Genomic DNA, 20,731 nt, shown 5'->3' on the forward strand with positions numbered 1-20,731 from the left:
GCACAACACGCAGATGAAGCGCGAGCAGGACAACATGGCGCGCTTCCTCACCCTGGCGCGCGACTACGGCCGCAGCATCGGCTTCAAAGGCAACTTCCTGATCGAGCCCAAACCCATGGAGCCGATGAAGCACCAGTACGATTTTGATAGCGCCACCGTGATCGGCTTCCTGCGTCAGCATGGCCTGGATCAGGACTTCAAGCTCAACATCGAGGCCAACCACGCCACCTTGTCGGGCCATAGCTTCGAGCACGACCTGCAGGTGGCATCCGATGCCGGCCTGCTCGGCAGCATCGATGCCAACCGCGGTAACGCGCAGAACGGCTGGGACACCGACCAGTTCCCGACCGATCTGTACGACACCGTCGGCGCCATGCTGGTGGTGCTGCGGCAGGGCGGGCTGGCACCGGGCGGCTTGAACTTCGATGCCAAGGTGCGGCGCGAATCGTCCGACCCGCAGGACCTGTTCCTGGCCCACATCGGCGGCATGGACGCGTTCGCCCGCGGGCTGGAAGTGGCCAACGCGCTGTTGACCGCCTCGCCGCTGGAACAGTGGCGCGCCGAGCGTTACGCCAGCTTCGACAGCGGCGCGGGCGCGGACTTTGCCGCAGGCAAGACCACATTGGCGGATCTGGCCAAGCATGCGGCCGGCAATGCGCCCCAGCAGATCAGCGGCCGCCAGGAAGCGTATGAAAACCTGATCAATCAGTATCTGACGCGTTGAGCCTTGCCACTGCACGCGCTTCGCCTCACCTGGCGCGTGCAATGACTGTCTGCATCGCGACGGTGGGCCAGCTACCACACTGCGGCGGCCAGCACTGGCTGCCAATGTGATGCGCGACCACAGAGACGTGAGCGCACACCGGCAATGCTGATGTGTTGCATGCAGGCCTGCGAGACGACCACATCCGCCCTGCGGCATGCAGTGATCTGATCGCTACGTTGACTCGGCCGCATCGTCCGCTATCGGTGCGGCTACCGAATCCCGCTTGACCAGCAGGTGCGCGACCACATGATCGACCATCCTTGCCGTACGCTCCCTGGCGCGAATCGTCTTCAGCAAGATGTCCAGCGCGGCATCGGCCATGGCGGCGATGGGCTGCTGCACGGTGGTGATTTCCGGCCACACCGCAGTGGCGGCAGAGGTGTCGTCGAACCCGACCACCGACAGATCGCGCGGCACATCCAGGCCGCGCCGGTGCGCGACCGAGATTGCCGCGGCGGCCATGTCGTCGTTGCTGGCGAAGATGGCGCTGGGGCGACGTTTGCGCGCCAGCAATTTTTCCGCCGCGACCAGGCCGGATTTGTAGGTGTAATCGCCCGGCTGCACCAGGTGCCGATCCATTCGCAAACCGGCGTCGGCCAGCGCCGCCTGAAAGCCTTCGAAGCGCCGCGTGCTGGCCGACAGATTCGGATGCCCGGCGATGTAGCCGATGCGCGTATGCCCCCGTGCGATCAGGTGTTCGGTGATCTCTTTGGCTGCAGCGAATTCGTCGATGCGCACACACGCCACATCCGGGCTGAAATGGTTGGAGGCGATCGCCACCACCGGCACCTTGGCGCGCACCAACTCCAGCACTGCAGCCCTGGATTCGCACAAGGGCGGCGGCAGGATCACACCGGCAACGCCCTTGGCGAGCTTGCGCGCCGCCTTGCGTTCGGCATCGGCGTCCAGGTCGTCCCAGCAGTCGATCACCAGCTGGATCGACGTACGCGATGCCACCCGCAACACGCCCAGCAGCAACTCGCGCAAGTAGGCGCCGCTGGGATCGCTGTAGATCAACGCAATCCGCGTGCTCTGCGCGGCCGCCAGTGCACTGGCGGCAAGATTGGGCGTGTAGCCCAGCTTGTCGACTGCGCGCATGACCCGTTCGCGGGTGGCATCGCGCACGCTGCCGGTATTGTTGACCACGCGCGAGACCGTCATCGGCGAGACCTTTGCCAGCGCTGCCACCTCGTCGATGGTGGTCGCGCGGCTGGTGCGGCGGACCGATTTCCTGACCTTCTCCAAGCGTGGCCTCTTCAAATGCGTGCAAAAGCTGCGGGATGCACGGGCGCTGCTGCGGTAACGCGGACGCCGAGTGCAGGTATGACAGTGCGAGCCATGGTACCGGGAAGCAGGCAGAGCGGCGATATGCGCCTGCATGCGTCCGTGACGCTCGAGCATGCCGCATGAGCGGGTCTGCAATGAAGCGACATGGCATCGGTGCTGGCGCAATTACGCTGCCGGCATTGATGTGGCTGGCGCTGTTATGCAGTGGCCTGCTGGTCACCGCAAGCGCGCATGCCGAAGATGGCTACGATCTATGGTTGCGCTACCAACCGCTGGCCAATGCCGCGCAATTGCGCGACAGTGCCAGCCAATTGGTCGTCGTTGGCGACTCGCCCACCCTGCACGCAGCACGCGATGAACTGGCGCGCGGCCTGCAGGGATTATTGGGAAGCACACCGCCGCGCGTGGACGCGGTGACGCAGGATGGCGCACTCGTATTGGGCGCCGCCAGCGCGCCACAGATTGCGGCCCTGAAGCTCAATGCCGGCCAGTTGGGCCGCGACGGCTATCTCATTCGTAGCGCCGAGATTGATGGGCATCGCGTCACCGCCATTGTCGGGGGCAGCGATATCGGGGTGTTATACGGCACATTCCACCTGTTGCGTCTGCTGCAGACCGGACAGTCCCTTGCGGCGCTGGATGTGCGCACATCGCCACGCCTGCAGCTACGCATGCTCAATCATTGGGACAATCTCGATGGTCTGGTGGAACGTGGCTATGCCGGCGCGTCGCTGTGGAACTGGCAGACGCTGCCCGGCTACCTGGATCCGCGTTACACCGACTACGCGCGTGCCAATGCATCGCTGGGCATCAATGGAACCGTGCTCAACAACGTCAATGCCAACGCCTGGAGTCTGACGCCGCAATACCTCGACAAGGCGGCAGCCCTGGCAAACGTGTTTCGTCCCTACGGGATTGCCGTATTCCTCAGCGCGCGCTTCAGTGCACCGATCGAAATCGGTGGCCTGAAAACCGCCGACCCGCTGGACCCGCAGGTACAGCGCTGGTGGCGCGACACCGCCGACGCCATCTATGCGCGCATTCCGGATTTCGGCGGGTTTCTGGTCAAGGCCAACTCCGAAGGCCAGCCCGGCCCGCAAGACTATGGACGCAGCCACGCCGACGGCGCGAACCTGCTGGCCGACGCACTGGCGCCGCATGGCGGGGTGGTGATGTGGCGCGCCTTTGTTTACTCGCATGAGCAGCCGGACGATCGCGCCAAGCAGGCTTACAGCGAGTTCGTGCCGCTGGATGGTGCATTTGCCGACAACGTGATCGTGCAGGTGAAAAACGGGGCCATCGACTTCCAGCCGCGCGAGCCATTTCACCCGTTGTTCGGTGCGATGCGCAAGACGCCATTGATGCCGGAGTTTCAGATCACCAAGGAATATCTCGGCTTTTCCACCCACCTGGCCTATCTGGGCCCGCTATTTTCCGAGACCTTGCAAGCCGACACCTATGCGCGCGGCAAGGGCTCGACCGTTGCAAAGACAGTGGATGGCCGCTTGTTCCCCGAGAGCAAACGCACACGGCTGACCGGTATTGCCGGCGTGGCCAATATTGGCGCCGATCGCAACTGGAGCGGCTCGATCTTCGATCAGGCCAACTGGTACGCGTACGGGCGGCTGGCGTGGGACCCGCAGCTGTCGCCGCAGGCCATTGCGCAGGAATGGGCGCGCATGACATTTTCCAACGATCCGGCGGTGGTCGAGCCGGTGGTGGGCATGATGCTGCGTTCGCGCGAAGCGGTGGTGGACTACATGACTCCGCTCGGTCTGCATCACCTGATGGGGCGCGGCCACCATTACGGCCCGGCACCGTGGGATGCCGGCAGCGAACGCCCGGACTGGGATCCGGTGTATTACCACCGCGCCGACCGCAACGGGATTGGCTTCGACCGCAGCGCCAGCGGCAGCAATGCCGTTGCGCAATATGCCCCGCCCGTGGCGCGCGTGTTCGGCGACGTGCAGCGCGTACCCGAGCAGGTGTTGCTGTGGTTCCATCATGTGCGGTGGGATCACCGCATGGCCTCCGGCAGGCCGCTGTGGGACGAGCTGGTGTGGCGTTACGACCATGGCGTGGCCGAGGTCGCTGCGATGCGCACGACCTGGCAAGGCCTGGCCGGCAAGATCGATGCACAGCGCTACCAGCAGGTCGCCGATTTCCTGGCGATCCAGCAGCGTGAAGCGCAGTGGTGGCGCGATGCCAGCATCGCCTATTTCCAGAACGTGTCCGGGCGCCCGTTGCCTGCAGGCGTCAGCCCGCCGGCGCACCCGCTGGCGTATTACCAGGCACTGACATTTCCGTATGCACCGGGGAATCCGAAGTGAGCGCATGTCGCGTAAAGATAGTGATCGGCACGCTGTCGGCGTTGCTGCTGCCGCAACTTGCGAGCGCAACGGATGCGCCGCTACTGCATCCCATTTTTCAGGACCATGCGGTGCTGCAACGCGATGCGCCGATCCGCCTGTGGGGCGATGCGGCGCCGGGCACACGTGTGACCGTGCAACTGGAGAGGACGCAGGTGCAGGCTCGCGCAGACCGGCAAGGTCACTGGGAAGCGCGCTTGCCCGCGCACGCCGCCGGCGGCCCGTACAGCCTGAAGGCCAGCGCTGCCAACGGTGCGATGCAGCAGATCGATGATGTGCTGATCGGCGACGTCTGGCTGTGCTCGGGGCAATCGAACATGGAATTGCAGGTGCATCGCACGCTGGATTCGCGCAGCGAGATCGCCGATGCCGACCACCCCAGCATCCGCATGTTCAAGGTGCCCGCACAATCCAGCCCGACACCGCAACGCGGTCTCGGCGGCACTGCAACCTGGCAGCGCACCACACCGGAGGCGGTCAAAGACTTTTCGGCTGCCTGTTATTACTTCGCACGCGAGTTGCAGAAGAAGGTCGACGTGCCGATGGGGTTGATCAATGCGTCGTGGGGCGGTTCGCAACTGCAGGCCTGGATCGGCGACAAGGCCCTGCGTGCCGCCGGCGACGATGGTCCGGCACTGGATGTGCTGGCGCGCTATGCAACCGACCCGGTCGCGGCCGCACCGCGTTGGGCCGCGCTGTGGGAACGCTGGTGGCGTGCCCATGGCGAAGGCGAACCGTGGCAGCCGGATGCGCCCGGCGACTGGCGGAGCGCGCCGTCGGCCTTGGGCGCATGGGACGACTGGGGCGTGCCGCAACTGGTCGGCTTCAACGGCATGGTCTGGTACCGCACCAGCGTCGAACTGACCCCGGCACAGGCCGCACAGGAGGCCACGTTGCTACTCGGGCCGGTAGACGAACTGGACCAGACCTGGGTCAACGGACGCGGCGTGGGCAGCAGCTACGGCGCCGACCAGCCGCGTCGCTACGCGTTGCCGCGCGGGCAGCTGCATGCCGGGCGCAACAGCATCGTGCTCAATGTGCTCAACACCTACCGGCGCGGCGGGCTGCTGGGCGACGCGCCATCGCGCGCACTGCAATTTGCAGACGGCAGCACCGTGGCGCTGGACGCGCCCTGGCAATACCGCATCGTGCCGCAGGCAGTGGGCACGCCACCGCGCGCACCGTGGTCGTCGGCGGCCGGGCTGACCACCTTGTACAACGGCATGATCGCGCCGCTGGAACACCTGGGCCTGCGCGGCGTGCTGTGGTACCAGGGCGAATCCAATACCGGCGATGCAGCGCGCTACCCGGCCTTGCTCACTGCCTGGCAGCGCGACTGGCGGCAGCGCTTCGGCGCAGACCTGCCGCTGCTGGTGGTGCAGCTGGCCAATTACGGCGCACCGCCTACCCAGCCAACCGACAGCGGTTGGGCGCAATTGCGCGAGGCGCAGCGGCGTTTCGTGGCCAGCGACGCGCACGCAGGGTTGGCGGTGGCAATCGATATCGGCGACCGCTACGACATCCATCCGGCCAACAAGCAGGAGCTGGGCCGACGCCTGGCGCGCGCGGCGCGGCATGTGGTGTATGGCGAAGCGATTGCACCTTCCGGCCCGGTCGCGCGCAACGCGCGCCGCGAGGGCGAGAGCGTGCGCATTGGCTTCGACGATGTCGACACCGCGCTGGTGAGTTACGGCAACTACGCGCCGATCGGCTTCGAGCTCTGCGGCGATGCGGCCGGCAGCTGCCGTTACGCCAGTGCCACGCTGTCCGGGCGCGAGATCGGCCTGCGTCTTCCTGCCGGCGTGCAGGCCACACGGGTGCGTTACTGCTGGGCCGACAGCCCTGTGTGCACCTTGTACGACCGCAGCGGCCTGCCGGCCGGCCCGTTCGAACTTCCCATCACTGCCACCTCTTCCCCCTGAGCGAGATCACGATGTCACAGACTTCCGACTCCCCTGCACCGCTGCAAGGCTCTGCCCGCGACCGCGAGATCGTCGAGGCGCGCGTCATCGTCACCTGCCCGGGGCGCAATTTCGTCACCTTGAAGATCCGCACGCGCTCGGGCATCACCGGTGTGGGCGATGCCACGCTCAACGGGCGCGAACTGGCGGTGGCCGCGTATCTGCAGGAACACCTGGTGCCGAATCTGATCGGCCGCGATGCCGGGCGCATCGAAGACATCTGGCAGTTCTTCTACCGCGGCGCGTATTGGCGGCGCGGCCCGGTGACGATGAGCGCGATTGCCGCGGTGGATGTGGCGTTGTGGGACATCCTGGGCAAGATGGCCGGCATGCCGCTGTATCAGCTGCTCGGTGGGCGCTCACGCGAAGGTGCGCTGGTGTACGGGCATGCCAACGGGCGCGATATCGCCGAAACCAGCGACGAAGTGGGCCGTTTCCGCGAGATGGGCTTTATCGCCATTCGCGCGCAATGCGGCGTGCCAGGCATCAAGAAGACCTACGGCATTTCTGTCGGCGGCAAGCCGTACGAACCGGCCGAAAGCGAGCTGCCCACCGAAACCGTGTGGTCCACGCCGCGCTACCTCGGCGTCGTGCCGCGCCTGTTCGAGCAACTGCGCGCCGACCATGGCGACGAGATCGAACTGCTGCATGACGCGCACCACCGGCTCACCCCGATCGAAGCCGCGCGCCTGGGCCGCGACCTGGAGCCGTACCGGCTGTTCTGGCTGGAAGACGCAACCCCGGCGGAAAACCAGCGTGCGTTCGAGATCATTCGCCAGCACACGGTGACGCCGCTGGCGGTGGGCGAGGTGTTCAATTCGATCTGGGACTGCAAGCACCTGATCGAGCAGCAACTGATCGACTACATCCGCACCACGATCGTCCACGCCGGCGGTCTCACCCATGTGCGCCGGCTGGCCGATTTCGCCGCGCTGCATCAGGTGCGCACCGGCTTCCACGGGGCCACCGACCTCTCGCCGGTGTGCATGGGCGCCGCCTTGCACTTCGACACCTGGGTACCCAATTTCGGCATCCAGGAATACATGTTCCATTCCGACCAAGCCAATGCGGTATTCCCGCACGACTACCACTTCCGCGATGGCCGCCTGCACTGCGGCGAGACGCCGGGGCATGGCGTGGACATCGACGAAGCGCTTGCAGCGAAGTATCCCTACGTGCCCAAGCAGTTGCCGATCGCGCGACTGGAAGACGGCGCGATGTGGGATTGGTGATGCGCGCGTTTTCTGCCACGTGTGTGGCCCTGCTGATGGCCTTGGCGGTGCCTGCGAACGCGCAGGCGCAGGCCTCTGCCGATGTTGCGTTCGACTGGTTCGAATACCGCGGCGACGATGCGGTATTCGCCACGCCGCTACCGGCCGGGCACTACCGCAATCCGGTGTTGGCCGGGTTCTACCCGGACCCCAGCATCACGCGCGTGGGAGAGCGCTATTACCTGGTCAATTCGACGTTTACTTACTTCCCGGCGATCCCGGTGCTGGAGAGTACCGATCTTGTGCATTGGACCCAGATCGGCAACGTGGTCGACCGCCGCGAGCAGCTCGATTACGACGGGCTGCGCATGTCGCGCGGCATGTATGCCGCCAGCATCCGCCATCACGACGGGCGCTTTTACGTGGTGGGCACCTCGGTCGACAGCGGTGGCAATTTCATCGCCAGTGCCAGCAACCCGGCGGGCCCGTGGTCGCCGCTGACGTGGCTGCCGAGCATCGACGGGATCGACCCGTCGTTGTTCTTCGATAGCGATGGCAGCGCCTCTCTGCTCAACAACGGCCCGCCGGAGGGCCCGCCGCTGTACGACGGGCATCGCGCCATCTGGATGCAGCGCTTCGATATCGCGAAGAACGCACCAGTCGGCCCGCGCAAGGTGTTGCTCAATGGCGGCGTGGATCTGGCCAGCAAGCCGATCTGGATCGAAGGCCCGCACCTGTATCAACGCGACGGGTGGTACTACCTCTCGTGCGCCGAGGGCGGCACGGGGCCGCAGCATTCGCAGGTGGTGTTGCGCAGCCGCACCGTGTGGGGGCCGTATGCACCGGCACCGAACAACCCCATCCTGACCCAACGCGACCTGCCGGCCGAGCGCGCGCATCCGATCAGCAATGCCGGCCACGTGGACCTGGTCGACACACCCGATGGGCAGTGGTGGGCGGTGTTTCTCGCCAGCCGTCCGTATCGCGGCGATCGCTACAACACCGGGCGCGAAACGTTTTTGCTGCCGGTGCAGTGGCGCGATGGCTGGCCCTCGATCCTGCCGGCGGGACAGCCGATTCCTTACATCGCCAAGGCGCCCGCGGGCATGAAGGCACCTGCCACGCAGGCGCCATTGTCGGGCAACTTCGTCTGGCACGACGATTTCGATCACACCACGCTGCAACGCGAATGGCTGACCGTGCGCGTGCCAAAGCACGACGTGGCCGACCTGCGCACGCGGGCCGGCTGGTTGACGCTGCATGCCGACGCACGCGGGCTGGACGGTACCGGCACACCCGCGTTTCTCGCACGCCGCCAGCAACATATGCGTTTCACCGCCAGCACCGCACTGGAGGTGCCGACCCAGGCAGGCATCAGTGCAGGCTTGGCCGCATTTCAGAATTCGACCGCGTGGTACGCACTCGGCATTCGTCGCGATGGCGATGCCGTGCAGGTGTTTCTGGACAAGCGCGATGGCGCGGCCACCACCACGCTGGCGCAGGCTCGCATCCCGGCCACGGCACAGCTGCGGCTGCAGATCAGCGGCGATGGCGGTGCGTATAGCTTCGCCTTCGATGCCGATGGCCGCGGCTGGCAATCGCTACACCGCAACGACGATGCCGGCTTTCTCAGCACCGCACAGGCCGGCGGTTTCGTCGGCAGCATGATCGGGCCTTTTGCCCAATCGCACCCCGACCGCTCTTCACAGGACTGACCATGCCTTCGCATCCGCCCACCCCGTTTCGTTCGCTCGCGCAGGGTGTCCTGCTTGCATTGGGGTGCGCTACAGGCGCTGCCCACGCCGCCACGCCGCCGTATCTGGACACGCAGCGCTCTTTCGAGGCACGCGCGGCCGATCTGGTGTCGCGCATGACCCTGGAAGAAAAGGCCGCGCAGATGCAGAACGCCGCACCGGCGATTCCACGGCTACAGGTGCCTGCCTACGATTGGTGGAACGAGGCGCTGCATGGCGTGGCGCGCGCCGGCGGGGCGACGGTGTTCCCGCAGGCGATCGGCATGGCCGCCACCTTCGACCTACCGCTGATGCACGAGGTCGCCACCGCGATCAGCGACGAGGCGCGCGCCAAGCACCATCAGTTCCTGCGCCAGAACCAGCACGCGCGCTATCAGGGGCTGACCTTCTGGTCGCCGAACATCAATATCTTCCGCGATCCGCGCTGGGGCCGCGGCCAGGAAACCTACGGCGAGGATCCCTTCCTCACCGCGCGCATGGGCGTGACCTTCGTGCAGGGCCTGCAGGGCGAAGGCGCCGACGCGCCGAAGAACGCGCAGGGCGAGCGCTACCGCAAGCTCGACGCCACCGCCAAGCATTTCGCCGTGCACAGCGGCCCGGAAGCCGATCGTCACCACTTCGATGCGCGCCCCTCCCAGCGCGACCTGTACGAGACCTACCTGCCGGCGTTCGAGGCACTGGTCAAGGACGGCAAGGTGGATGCGGTGATGGGCGCCTACAACCGCGTGTACGGCGAGTCGGCCAGCGCCAGCAAGTTCCTGCTGCAGGATGTACTGCGTGACCAATGGGGCTTCAGGGGCTACGTGGTGTCCGACTGCTGGGCGATCGTGGATATCTGGAAGCACCACAAGATCGTCGCCACCCGCGAACAAGCCGCTGCGCTGGCGGTCAAGCACGGCACCGAGCTGGAATGCGGGGAGGAGTACGCCACCCTGCCGGCAGCGGTCCGCCAGGGCCTGATCGACGACGCGCAGATCGACACCGCGTTGAAGACCTTGATGACCGCGCGCATGCGCCTGGGCATGTTCGATCCGCCCGGGCAGTTGCCGTGGTCGACGATTCCCGCCTCGGTCAACCAATCGCCGGCGCACGATGCGCTGGCACGACGCACCGCGCGCGAATCGCTGGTGCTGTTGAAGAACGATGGCCTGCTGCCGTTGTCGCGCGCCAAGTTCAAGCGCATCGCGGTGATCGGCCCCACCGCCGACGACACCATGGCGCTGCTGGGCAATTACTACGGCACGCCGGCCGCGCCGGTCACCGTGCTGCAAGGCATCCGAGCCGCGGCCCCGAATGCGCAGGTGCTGTATGCGCGCGGCGCCGATCTGGTCGAGGGGCGCGACGATCCCGCCGCCACCCCGTTGATCGGACCGCAATACCTGCGGCCATCGGCCAACTCGCCCGAGCGCGGTTTGCGTGGCGAGTACTTCCGCAATCGCGACTTGTCGGGTAAGCCGGCCCTGGTGCGGGTGGATGCGCAGATCGGCTTCAAATGGGACCGTGGCTCGCCGACCGACAATCTGCTGGCGCGTGGCGAAGCCGGGCCAAGCGAAGCGGTGCCGGCGGACAACTTCAGCATCCGCTGGAGCGGCCAGCTGGTCCCGCCGACCACCGGCACCTACCACCTGGAAGCGGCCGCCGACGACGGCGTGCGCCTGTACCTGGACGGCAAGCCGGTGATCGACCGCTGGAGCACCATCGACCGCCTGCACGCCGATGGCGTCGACGTGCAGCTGCAGGCCGGCCGCGCCTACGAGGTGCGGCTGGAATACTTCGAAGGCGAGCGCGATGCCGCCGTGCGCCTGGCCTGGCGCCAACCCGGGGCCAAGCCACCCTTGCAGGAGGCGCTGGACGTGGCACGCAGCGCTGATGTGGTGGTCTTCGTCGGTGGTCTGACCGGCGATGTCGAAGGCGAGGAAATGAAGGTGAATTACCCCGGCTTTGCCGGCGGCGACCGCACCGACCTGCGCCTGCCCAAGCCGCAGCGCGACCTGCTCGAAGCCTTGCAGGCCACCGGCAAGCCGGTGGTGGCGGTGCTGACCACCGGCTCGGCGCTGGCCATCGATTGGGCGCAGCAGCACCTGCCGGCGATCCTGCTGGCCTGGTATCCCGGCCAGCGCGGCGGCACCGCGGTGGCCGACACGCTGTTCGGCGATGCCAATCCGGGCGGCCGCTTGCCGGTGACGTTCTACAAGGAAAGCGAAACACTGCCGGCGTTCGACGACTACGCCATGCGCGGCCGCACCTACCGCTACTTCGGCGGCACGCCGCTGTATCCATTCGGCCACGGCCTGTCGTACACGCAGTTCGCCTATTCCGGACTGCGCCTGGACCGCACCACCATCGCAACCGATGGCTCGCTCGCTGCCACCGTCACGGTCAAGAACACCGGCCAACGCGCGGGCGATGAGGTGGTGCAGCTGTATCTGCAACCGCTCGCCCCGCAACGCGAACGTGCCGGCAAGGAATTGCACGGATTTCAACGTATCGCCCTGCAGCCGGGCGAGCAGCGCGAGCTAGGCTTCACCATCAACGCAAAGGATGCACTGCGGCTCTACGACGAGCAGCGCAAGGCGTATGGGGTGGACCCAGGCGCCTATGAAGTGCAGATCGGCGCCTCCAGTGCGGATATCCGCGCCAGGCAGCGCTTTACCGTGACCGACAGTAGCAGCCGCTGACACTCTCGCCATGCGGCCGTGGGTAAACAATCCCTTCGGCTGCGATTGCTTCAAAACCCCCTCTCCTCCCGGGAGAGGGGTTGGGGTGAGGGTTCGGCGTAGCCCCTCCTCCAGACACCCCTACCTCGCAGGCGACACGATGCACGCACCACGTCTTTCGCTCGACACCCTCGGCACATTGCCGCCGGTGGTTGCAAGGCCCAGCTATGACCTGGCAAGCACCACCATCGGCATCGTGCATCTCGGCGCAGGCGCCTTCCACCGTGCTCACCAGGCCGTCTATATCGACGACCTGCTTGCCGAAGACCCCAGCTGGGCCATCAGCGCCGTCTCGCTGCATCGCCCGCAGGTGCGCGATGCCTTACGTCCGCAAGAGGGCCTGTACACCCTCGCCCTGCTCGACGAACACCCGCAACTGCGCGTCATCGGGGCCATCGGCGAGGTGCTCTGCGCCGCAGACGAACACGCTGCCGTGCTCGCGCGCCTTGCCGACCCGGCAGTACGCCTGGTCACGCTGACCATCACCGAGAAAGGCTATTGCCTGGCCGGCGACACGCTCGACCTCTCGCATCCGGATATCGCGCACGATATCGCCCATCCCGCAACTCCACAGAGCGCCATCGGCTACCTCGTGGCCGGGCTGCGGCAGCGCATGCACAACGGCACCGCGCCGTTCACTGCGCTGAGCTGCGACAACCTCACCGACAACGGTACGCTGCTGCAGCGCGCGGTTGTGCGGCTCGCAGCGCAGGTCGACCCGGCGCTTGCGGAATGGATCGCGCAGCACGCCGCCTTCCCGCGCTCGATGGTCGACAGCATCACGCCCGCCACCGATGATGCGCTGCGCGCGCGCATCCACGATCAGCTTGGCGTGCACGATGCCTGGCCGATCCAGCGCGAGCGCTACAGCCAGTGGGTGATCGAAGACCGTTTCTGCAATGGTCGCCCTGCATTCGAGCGCGCAGGCGTCACCCTGAGCGAAGACATCGCCGGCTACGCGCGCGCCAAGCTGCGTCTGCTCAACGCGCCGCACTCGGCGCTGGCGTATCTCGGCAGCCTGCTGAACCTGGACACCGTGGCCGACGCCATGCGTCACCGCGGACTTGCCGCGTACGTGCAAACATTGATGCGCGCGGAGATCGCACCCACCTTGCAGACCATGGACGGCTTTGATGCGCAAGGCTACAGCGACGCCATCCTTGCCCGTTTTCGCAATCCCGCCATCCGCCACCTGCTCGCCCAGATCGCCTGGGACGGCTCGCAGAAAATCCCGGTGCGACTGCTCGGCACGATCGGCGATGCCCTCGCTACCGGCCAACCGATCCGGCACCTATGCCTGGCCGTTGCCGCGTGGCTGCACTTCGTCCGCAGGCAGGCACAGCACGGCGTTGCGCTGACCGACCCGATGAACGATGCCCTCAGTGCGCATGGTCGCAATGCGACGGGCGATGCCGGTCATGATGTTGCCGCCTTCCTGACACTGGAGGCGGTGTTCGGATCGTTGTCCACAGACGCGCGTTTTTGTGCGTCCTTGCAGGCGGCTTATGCAGCGCTTGGCACGGCCACCCCGACTGACGTGACACACGCCCTTGGGTCGATGGGTGAGGTGTAAGACGGTGCATAGCGCCATTGCATTGCGCGGGCGGGCGCCATCAGGTCGGTGAGCAGCGCAGTCGCCTTGCTCATGCAATGCATCACCCTGACGCGATCACCTGCCCAATCCGCAGCAGATTGCCGCTCTCATCGACGATGGCGAACTCACGCATGCCCCAGGGCTTGTCGCCAACCGGGTCGAGCCGTGGAATGCCTCGCTCGGGCAAGGCGGCGAGCTGCATCGCTGCGTGGACGGCATCCACATCGCCGACCCTGATGTAACAGCCCGCATAACAGTCGGCCGGATCCAGATCCGGATGCGCGAAAAAGTGCAGCTCCACATCGCCACGTCGCAGGATTGCGTAACCTGCATCGTGCGGATGCGCATCGCCGACAAAGCCCAGTTGGCGATAGAACGCCACCGTCTGCGGAATCGAGCGGCTTGGCAGGGTTGGGATGGTTTGCGCCTCTATGTTGATGCTGGTGTCCATTACCAATCTCCATGGGTCCACGTTTCAGAAGCGCTCATGTGCGCAGCTCGATGGAAGTGACAGGCTCGCTCGTACACGCGCCTCAAAAGCGCTAGCGGGCGGTGACGGGATCAACCCGTATTCGGTCGCTGTGAGCGTGGCGCCTTCCGATGCCGCAGACGTGCCGCCAAACCGCTTCCTGCAAACCATAACAAAGCGCGTGCGCTTGCTCCCAACGCCATGTACCGCTGTGCTCCAGCAGTAGCCTGCATGAAGCCTGAGACGGCGTTTTGCATTGGACATCGCTATGACATGCTTGCACCCCGCTTCATCGACACATGCCCGGTCCTCCCAGCCTATGGCAGCGCGCAAAAAACAGGATCTACCGGAGAAGGTGTGCGCGCAATGCGGGCGGCCGTTTCGTTGGCGCAAGAAGTGGGAGCGTGTGTGGGACGAGGTGAAGTACTGCTCGGACCGATGCCGGGGCGACAGCAAACGCCACCGCTCCACAGCTTAGCCGGCACTGCCTCAGACCCGGCAGCATGCCTACAAGACACGGGCATGTTCCGCACATCGCTGAGTGCAGCATGCACTGTCCAACACGCTTTACCGATGCCGCTATTTCGTTCCTGCACGCTTTTTCGCGCCGCTGGACCTGGCCGCACGCTTGCTCGTGCTGCGCTTGCTGGCGACGGCCATGTTGTCCACCAGGTTCGGATATGGCCGGCCTGCGGCTTTTGCGCGCTTGCGGGCCTGGGCCTTCTGCGATGGAGACAGTGGCTTGGAATGCGAAGCGCCCTTCGGGCTGGACGTGTTCCAGGGCGCGGACGTCTTGGTTGCACGCTTTTTGGCAGCTGTGGAGGTGCCCTTCTTCGCCGCAGTGCGCCTTGATGGCGCTTTCTTGGTCGCGCCGTTCTTCTCGGCCGTGCGGCTCTTTGCTGCAGCTTTCTTGCTTGCCTTGCGTGCGACCTTGGACGGTGCAGTCTTTCTGGCGGAGGCGCTCGCGGCCGCCGTTTTTTTCGTGGCGCGCTTATTCGGTGCGGTCTTTTTCGCAGCCGTCTTTTTTGCTGACTTCTTCGTCGCGGTTCTTTTTGTCGCGGCCTGCTTGGTTGCGCTCTTCTTTGCTGCGGTCTTCTTTACAGCAGTCTTTTTCGAGCCATCTCCGCTGCTGCCCCCCCTGGTCGCGCTTGCCCGCTGCAGGCGCGCGTATACACGCGCGGCCCAGCGCTGGCCTGCATCGCCGCCCCAGAGCAGCCAGGCGATGTAGCCGGCCGATGGCGCCTTTGCATCCGCCCAGCCCTTGCCGCTCTTGTCCACGCTGTGTCGCGCGAAGTACGAATGCATGCGTCCAATGGTCTGTGCAGACAGCGACTTCTGCGCGGAGAGATCGCGCGCACGCGCCACACCAACGGCGGTACCGCCACGGCCATGCTGCTCGCGCAGGCGCAGTCCACGCGCCGCTGCAGCGGCGACGCTCTTGGGCGGCGTCGTCGCCGAACGGGACGTTGTCGATGAACGCGTCACGCAGATCTCCTGTCAGTGCGGTAGCGGTAGTGTTCGCATACGCAGTGCTGTCGGACGTGAAGAGGCGGCGTCTCCCCGGGCACTTGCAAGCAGCAATGGCGCTGCGCTCGATGAAGCGCGCTGCGTATCCGGCTGCAACACCGCCGTGCAGATGATCGACCACTGCCATCGTCGACCGTGACAGCGCTGCACTGTCGTGGTCGCTACGTGCGTCGCGGCTCTGTCCGCTTTCTGCTCTGGCTGTGCGTTGCCAGGTGAGTAGACTGGCCGCTCTCGGCAACCAAAGGAACACCGATGCATCGCTTGGCGACGTCGTTCTGCGCGGTGTTCCTGCTCGTGGTGACCGCAAGCGTGCCTGCCAGCGGCCAGGCCAATGGCGTCGCACCAGCCGGATCGACCAGCCAGTGGCAATGGCGCTCGGTGCAGGCGCAGGGCGAGCCGCATGCACGCCACGAAAACAGCATGGCCGCCATCGGCGAGCGCCTGTATGTGCTCGGCGGTCGCGGCGAACGCCCGCTGGATATCTTCGATACCCGGACCCGGCGCTGGTCGCGCGGCAGCGCACCGCCGTTGGCCGTCAACCACGCCCAGGCAGCGGTCTGGGCGGGCAAGCTCTACCTGGTGGGCGGGTTTACCGGCGACTATCCCAACGAAACGGCGTTGACGCATCTGCTGATCTACGACCCGGCCACCGACCGCTGGCAGGTGGGCGCGGAGATCCCTGCCGATCGCCGCCGCGGTTCGGCCGGTACCGTCGCGCACGACGGGGTGTTGTATCTGGTGGGCGGCAATACGCGTGGCCACAACAGCGGCTATGTGCCCTGGCTGGACGCCTTCGACACGCGGACCCAGCGCTGGACGCGCCTGCCCGATGCGCCGCATGCGCGCGATCACTTCCAGGCCGTGGTGCTCGACGGCAAGCTCTACGCGGGCGGCGGGCGCCGGTCTTCGCACGACACCGGCGACACGCTGTCGCAAACGATCCCGCAGCTGGATGTCTACGATCTGCGGCAGGCCACCTGGTCGGTGGCCGATGCCACGCTGCCCACCCCGCGCGCCGGCGCGGCCGCCATCGCGCATCACGGCCGGGTCATGCTGTTGGGCGGCGAAAGCACGGCCCAGGTCGCCGGCCATGCCGAAGTGGAGTCCTACGACCCGGCCACCGCGCGGTGGGTGACCGGTCCGGCCCTGCCGCGCGGCAGGCACGGCACGCAGGCGGCGCAGGTGGGCGGGGATCTCTACATCGCCGCAGGCAGCGGCAACCGCGGCGGCGGACCGGAACTGCAGGACCTGCTCGTGCTGCCGCCGGTGCCCTGAGCGCCGCATGCGCCGCGGGCTTGCCCGCGGCATTCAGTGTCTGCGGGTAGCCGCATTACACCCCGGCAGACGCCTCAGTGCGTGCAAGGCGCGTCCTTCGCGCAAGCTCTGCCGGCCGCGCCCGCTGCCGGCCCATCACCCAGCGCGGCTTGAACGCCGTGCCGGTGGCGAATGTCGCCGATGCGCCACAGCACTGCCTTTCGGCACATCGGCGGTTGCATCGCGCAACTGCTCGACGTGGCCGGCGATCATCGTGCCGACGGTCTCGGCCACCGCCCGGCTGCTCAATCGCACATCGAACAGCAGCTCCACGGTCGCATAGATCAGGTCCACCGCGATGCGGCTGACCAGACGCAGTTGGCGCGGGTCTGCATCGGGAAAGAAATCGGCGAGCATGCGCACCTGCGCCTTGGTGACCTGCGCGTGCGAGTCCAGGCGCACCTGCTGCAAGGCCGGCACCGCACGCAGCGCGCGCAGGATCCAGACCCCGCCCTCGGTGGCCTTGGTCACCCGGTAGGTGTCCAGCACCAGGCCGGTGAGCGCCTGCTGCACCTGTTCGCGCGAACCCGACATCGCCTGCGGCGTGATCCACTTGGGCACCAGCGCGTTCTGCCGCTGCATCAGGCGCGTACCGAGCTCGGACAACAGCGCATATTTATTGGGAAAGTAGCGGTACAGCGCCGGTGGCGTCAGTCCGGCATGCGCACAGACCAGATTGGTGGACAGCCGTTCCACGCCGACATCGCCGAGCAATTGCGCGGTGACCGCCAGGATATGTTCGTAGGTCTCGGTCGCGCGATGCTGGGCCGGGAGCTTGTTGCCGGTCAGCCTGGGCGCGGGCGCCTTGAGCGGCGCGCGCGGACGGGACTTGGTCGTGGACATGGGCGGGGGATTCCTCGAACACGGAGTGATGCGTCGGCCAGACCACCGCGACTGCACCTGCGCCGTTGCGTCGCTGCTGCATCGCGCCGGCCAGGCGGCGTCCATCGTCTGCAGTAGCGCCATGCCACCGCCAAGCCATGCGCGTGCACGGCCGGTGTTTGCCAGAGCCACATCATACGCGCTGCGTCGCGGGCGATCTTTGCCGCACGCGTCATCGGCGGGCCAGCCAGGCGGTCAATGCGGTGGCCACGCGGTGCTGCCAGCCCCGATACGGCGGAAAGAAGGCATGGGCGGTCAGCAGGCGGCCGCCGCGCAATACCGCACGCTCGTGCGAGAACGCCTTGAATCCATGCACGCCATGCGCGCTGCCGATTCCCGACTGGCCGATGCCGCCGAACGGCAAGCCGGTGTGCATGAACTGCTGCAGGCAGTGATTGACCACCACGCTGCCGGAGCTGCTGCGCGCCAGCACGCGGGCGACCTGTGCGGCATCGTTGCTCCACAGATACAGCGCCAACGGCTTGGCAGCGGCGTCGAGCCCGGCGAGCACAGTGTCGAGATGGTCGAAGGTCACCACCGGCAGCACCGGGCCGAAGATTTCTTCCTGCGCGATGCGCGCGTGTTCGGGAACATCGGCCAATACCGTCGGGGCGATGAAACGCTGGCCCACGTCATGCTCGCCGCCGGCCACCAGCTCGGCGCCGGCAGCGCGCGCTTCATCGATCAAGGCCGCCAGGCGCGCCGCATGGCCGACATGGATCATGCGCGCCAGGTCGGGGCTGGCAGCCACCGCCGCGGCGCTGCCGCCGTAGCGCTGCGCCAGCAGTTCGCGGCACCGCTGCAGCAGCGCCGTGCGGACCTCGCGATGCACGAACAGCGTATCGGGCGCGATGCAGGTCTGCCCGGCATTGACCAGCTTGCCCCACACCAGCACCTGCGCGGCGCGTTCCAGGTTGGCGCTGCGGTCGACGATGGCCGGCGATTTGCCGCCCAGCTCCAGCGTCACCGAGGCCAGCTGGGCGGCGGCGGCGGCCATGACCTGCCGCCCCACTGCCGGCGAGCCGGTGAAGAACACATGGTCGAACGGGCAGGCCAGCAAGCGCTGCGCGGTGGCCACGCCACCCTGCACCATCGCCACTTCGGAAGGGTCGAACGCCTCGGCCAGCAGCTCGCGCAGCACCGCGTTGACCTGCGGGGTGAATTCGGACGGCTTGAGGATGGCGGTGTTGCCTGCCGCCAGCGCCGAGACCAGCGGCCCCAGCACGGTGGCGACCGGATAATTCCACGGGCCGATGATCAGGCAGCGGCCCTTGGGCTGATAGCCGATCTGCGCGTGCGTGCCCAGCGTCAGCAAGGTGGGGGACACCTTGCGCGGGCGCATCCAGCGCGGCAGCCCGGCGATGGCGGCGGCGATTTCGTCCACCACCGGCAACAGCTCGCTCAGCTCCACTTCCAGCGCCGGCTTGCCGAAGTCGCCGGCGAAGGCGGCGTACAGGGCCTGCCGCCGCGCCAGCAGCGCGCTGCGCAACGCGCGCAGGCGCTCGCGCCGCTGCGCGGCGGTGGAACTGCGCCAGGCCACGGCCACCGGCTGCTGGGCGGCGAACACTGCCGCGATGTCCTCGGCGCAGACGTCCAGGTCAGCGTGCATGACGCGCACGCCCCTGCTGCAAGCGCACACACTGGAAACGGCACCGCGGCCGGCGCGCCAGACTCGGCGGCGCGCTGCGGCCTATCCCGCACACGCTGTCGATCATCGATCCCCCTTGCTCGGCTGGGCCCCGGTCGGCGGCGCGTGGTGGCGCTGGTCGCGGCCGGCAGCCGCCGCCAGGACGGCCGCCAGCAGTGCGGCGGCCAGACTGAAGACCGGTACCGGGGCCGGATCATCGTGCTGCAGCAGCAGCGACGCGAGCAAGGGGCCGGCTGCCGATCCCAGCAACTGCACCGCCGGCACCAGCACCGCCACCCGGCCATGCGCGTCGGCATCGAACGCCAGACCCACGTGGAAGGGCATCAGGAACATCCAGACCAGACCGAAGCCCACGCAGGCAACGGTGAACGCGGCAGTGCCGGCCGGCGCCGCACGCGCCATGGTGGCCGCCACCGCCGCCAGCACCAGGCTGCCGACCACCAGGGTGCGCGCGTGACCGAGCCGGCGCACCCACCAGATCGCCGCCAGCGCGCCGACGATCTGCAGCGTCAGCACCAGCGAGGTGTGCGCCTGCACCGCCCCGGCATCCAGGCCGGCGCGCAGCCCCAACGGTTCCAGGTACGCCCACAGCGCGCCGATCGCGGCCATCTGCACGAAGGCGATCAGCAAGGGCAACAGGGTTGTCGGCGACCAGCGCACGTGGCTCGCCGGCGCGGTTGCGCTCACGGCAGACAACCTTGCCGGCAGCAACGGTGTCAGCAGGGCCGCGCACAGCGTCACCGCGCCCAGCGCCACGAAGCCGCCTTTCCAGCCGGTGGACGGCAGCACCCACCACGCCAGCAGGTTCGCCAGTGCGATCTGCGCCACCGCCTGGGTCAGCATGAACACCGCGGTGACCCGATCCGGCTTGGCCGCACGCACGATGGTCAGGGTCGCCACCCACAGCAGCAGCCCCTCCGCCAGGCCGGCAGCTGCGCGTACCAGCACGAACGCGGTGTCGCCGACCGCCTGGGTGGTGGCCAGATCCAGCAGTGCCGCCAACAGCGCCGCCAGCACCGCGACCTGACGTTGCCAGCGGTGCGGCAACAGCGCATCGCCCAGCGCCACGCCCAGGCCGAGCGCGACGATCTCCCCCATCGCCACGATGCCCACGCCGGAGAGCGTGATCAGCTTCTGCTCGACCAATGTTCCCAGCAGGATCGGCTGCACGCCCAGGATGAGCAGGGCGATCGCACCGATCGACAGACCGGACGGCAACCCCTGCGACGCGG

14 protein-coding genes and 1 pseudogene are annotated in these 20,731 nt (G+C 67.0%); 10 read left to right on the top strand and 5 right to left on the bottom strand.

From position 1 onward, the window contains the following. A pseudogene (locus EO156_RS05980) lies at positions 1-724 on the top strand (xylose isomerase); the annotation flags it as partial. A 213-nt stretch (positions 725-937) separates the two neighbouring features. Here EO156_RS05980 and EO156_RS05985 read toward each other — a convergent pair. Beyond that, positions 938-2,011, bottom strand: coding sequence for a LacI family DNA-binding transcriptional regulator (locus EO156_RS05985; RefSeq protein ID WP_003484990.1), 1,074 nt, complete (start codon positions 2,009-2,011; stop codon positions 938-940). A 176-nt stretch (positions 2,012-2,187) separates the two neighbouring features. On the opposite strand from EO156_RS05985, the gene EO156_RS05990 reads away from it, so the two are divergent. The 6 genes from EO156_RS05990 to EO156_RS06015 all read left to right on the top strand — a co-directional run bounded on the left by EO156_RS05990 (position 2,188) and on the right by EO156_RS06015 (position 13,638). Continuing rightward, on the top strand, positions 2,188-4,383 hold the full coding sequence (locus tag EO156_RS05990) for an alpha-glucuronidase family glycosyl hydrolase (RefSeq protein ID WP_016851049.1): 2,196 nt from the start codon (positions 2,188-2,190) through the stop codon (positions 4,381-4,383). Next, a complete protein-coding gene (locus tag EO156_RS05995) occupies positions 4,380-6,344 on the top strand; it encodes a sialate O-acetylesterase (protein WP_016851050.1) in 1,965 nt (654 codons plus the stop codon). Before EO156_RS05990 ends, EO156_RS05995 begins: the two co-directional genes overlap by 4 nt. A gap of 11 nt (positions 6,345-6,355) precedes the next feature. Further along, entirely contained in the window at positions 6,356-7,615 is a 1,260-nt protein-coding gene (manD, locus tag EO156_RS06000; protein WP_005922862.1) for a D-mannonate dehydratase ManD, read from the top strand. Positions 7,616-7,638: 23 nt separating this feature from the next. Then, complete coding sequence (locus tag EO156_RS06005; RefSeq protein ID WP_026007214.1) at positions 7,639-9,309, top strand: glycoside hydrolase family 43 protein; 1,671 nt, start codon at positions 7,639-7,641, stop codon at positions 9,307-9,309. A 2-nt stretch (positions 9,310-9,311) separates the two neighbouring features. After that, entirely contained in the window at positions 9,312-12,026 is a 2,715-nt protein-coding gene (locus tag EO156_RS06010) for a glycoside hydrolase family 3 protein (protein WP_016851052.1), read from the top strand. Positions 12,027-12,165: 139 nt separating this feature from the next. Then, the gene (locus tag EO156_RS06015; RefSeq protein WP_016851053.1) at positions 12,166-13,638 is read left to right on the top strand and encodes a mannitol dehydrogenase family protein; all 1,473 of its coding nucleotides are present in this window, start codon (positions 12,166-12,168) and stop codon (positions 13,636-13,638) included. 82 nt (positions 13,639-13,720) lie between these two features. On the opposite strand, the gene EO156_RS06020 is transcribed toward EO156_RS06015, so the two are convergent. Beyond that, on the bottom strand, positions 13,721-14,110 hold the full coding sequence (locus EO156_RS06020) for a VOC family protein (protein ID WP_016851054.1): 390 nt from the start codon (positions 14,108-14,110) through the stop codon (positions 13,721-13,723). Positions 14,111-14,447: 337 nt separating this feature from the next. Between EO156_RS06020 and EO156_RS06025 the strand changes: the two genes are divergently transcribed. From EO156_RS06025 to EO156_RS06040, 3 genes are all read left to right on the top strand, one after another. Further along, positions 14,448-14,606, top strand: a complete 159-nt coding sequence (locus EO156_RS06025) for a DUF2256 domain-containing protein (protein ID WP_003485006.1) — start codon at positions 14,448-14,450, stop codon at positions 14,604-14,606. 228 nt (positions 14,607-14,834) lie between these two features. Continuing rightward, the gene (locus tag EO156_RS06030) at positions 14,835-15,356 is read left to right on the top strand and encodes a hypothetical protein (protein WP_026007216.1); all 522 of its coding nucleotides are present in this window, start codon (positions 14,835-14,837) and stop codon (positions 15,354-15,356) included. A gap of 551 nt (positions 15,357-15,907) precedes the next feature. Beyond that, a complete protein-coding gene (locus EO156_RS06040) occupies positions 15,908-16,930 on the top strand; it encodes a ring canal kelch (protein WP_029829682.1) in 1,023 nt (340 codons plus the stop codon). A 135-nt stretch (positions 16,931-17,065) separates the two neighbouring features. Here EO156_RS06040 and EO156_RS06045 read toward each other — a convergent pair whose 3' ends face one another. From EO156_RS06045 to EO156_RS06055, 3 genes are all read right to left on the bottom strand, one after another. Beyond that, positions 17,066-17,812, bottom strand: a complete 747-nt coding sequence (locus EO156_RS06045; RefSeq protein ID WP_003485012.1) for a TetR/AcrR family transcriptional regulator — start codon at positions 17,810-17,812, stop codon at positions 17,066-17,068. Between the two features lie 211 nt (positions 17,813-18,023). Next, complete coding sequence (locus EO156_RS06050; protein WP_029829684.1) at positions 18,024-19,460, bottom strand: aldehyde dehydrogenase family protein; 1,437 nt, start codon at positions 19,458-19,460, stop codon at positions 18,024-18,026. A gap of 102 nt (positions 19,461-19,562) precedes the next feature. After that, the gene (locus tag EO156_RS06055) at positions 19,563-20,705 is read right to left on the bottom strand and encodes an MFS transporter (protein WP_029829686.1); all 1,143 of its coding nucleotides are present in this window, start codon (positions 20,703-20,705) and stop codon (positions 19,563-19,565) included. Positions 20,706-20,731: the final 26 nt, after the last annotated feature.

It is taken from the genome of Xanthomonas sp. DAR33341, from assembly GCF_003992815.1.
GTDB classification, from domain to species: Bacteria; Pseudomonadota; Gammaproteobacteria; order Xanthomonadales; family Xanthomonadaceae; genus Xanthomonas; species Xanthomonas cissicola.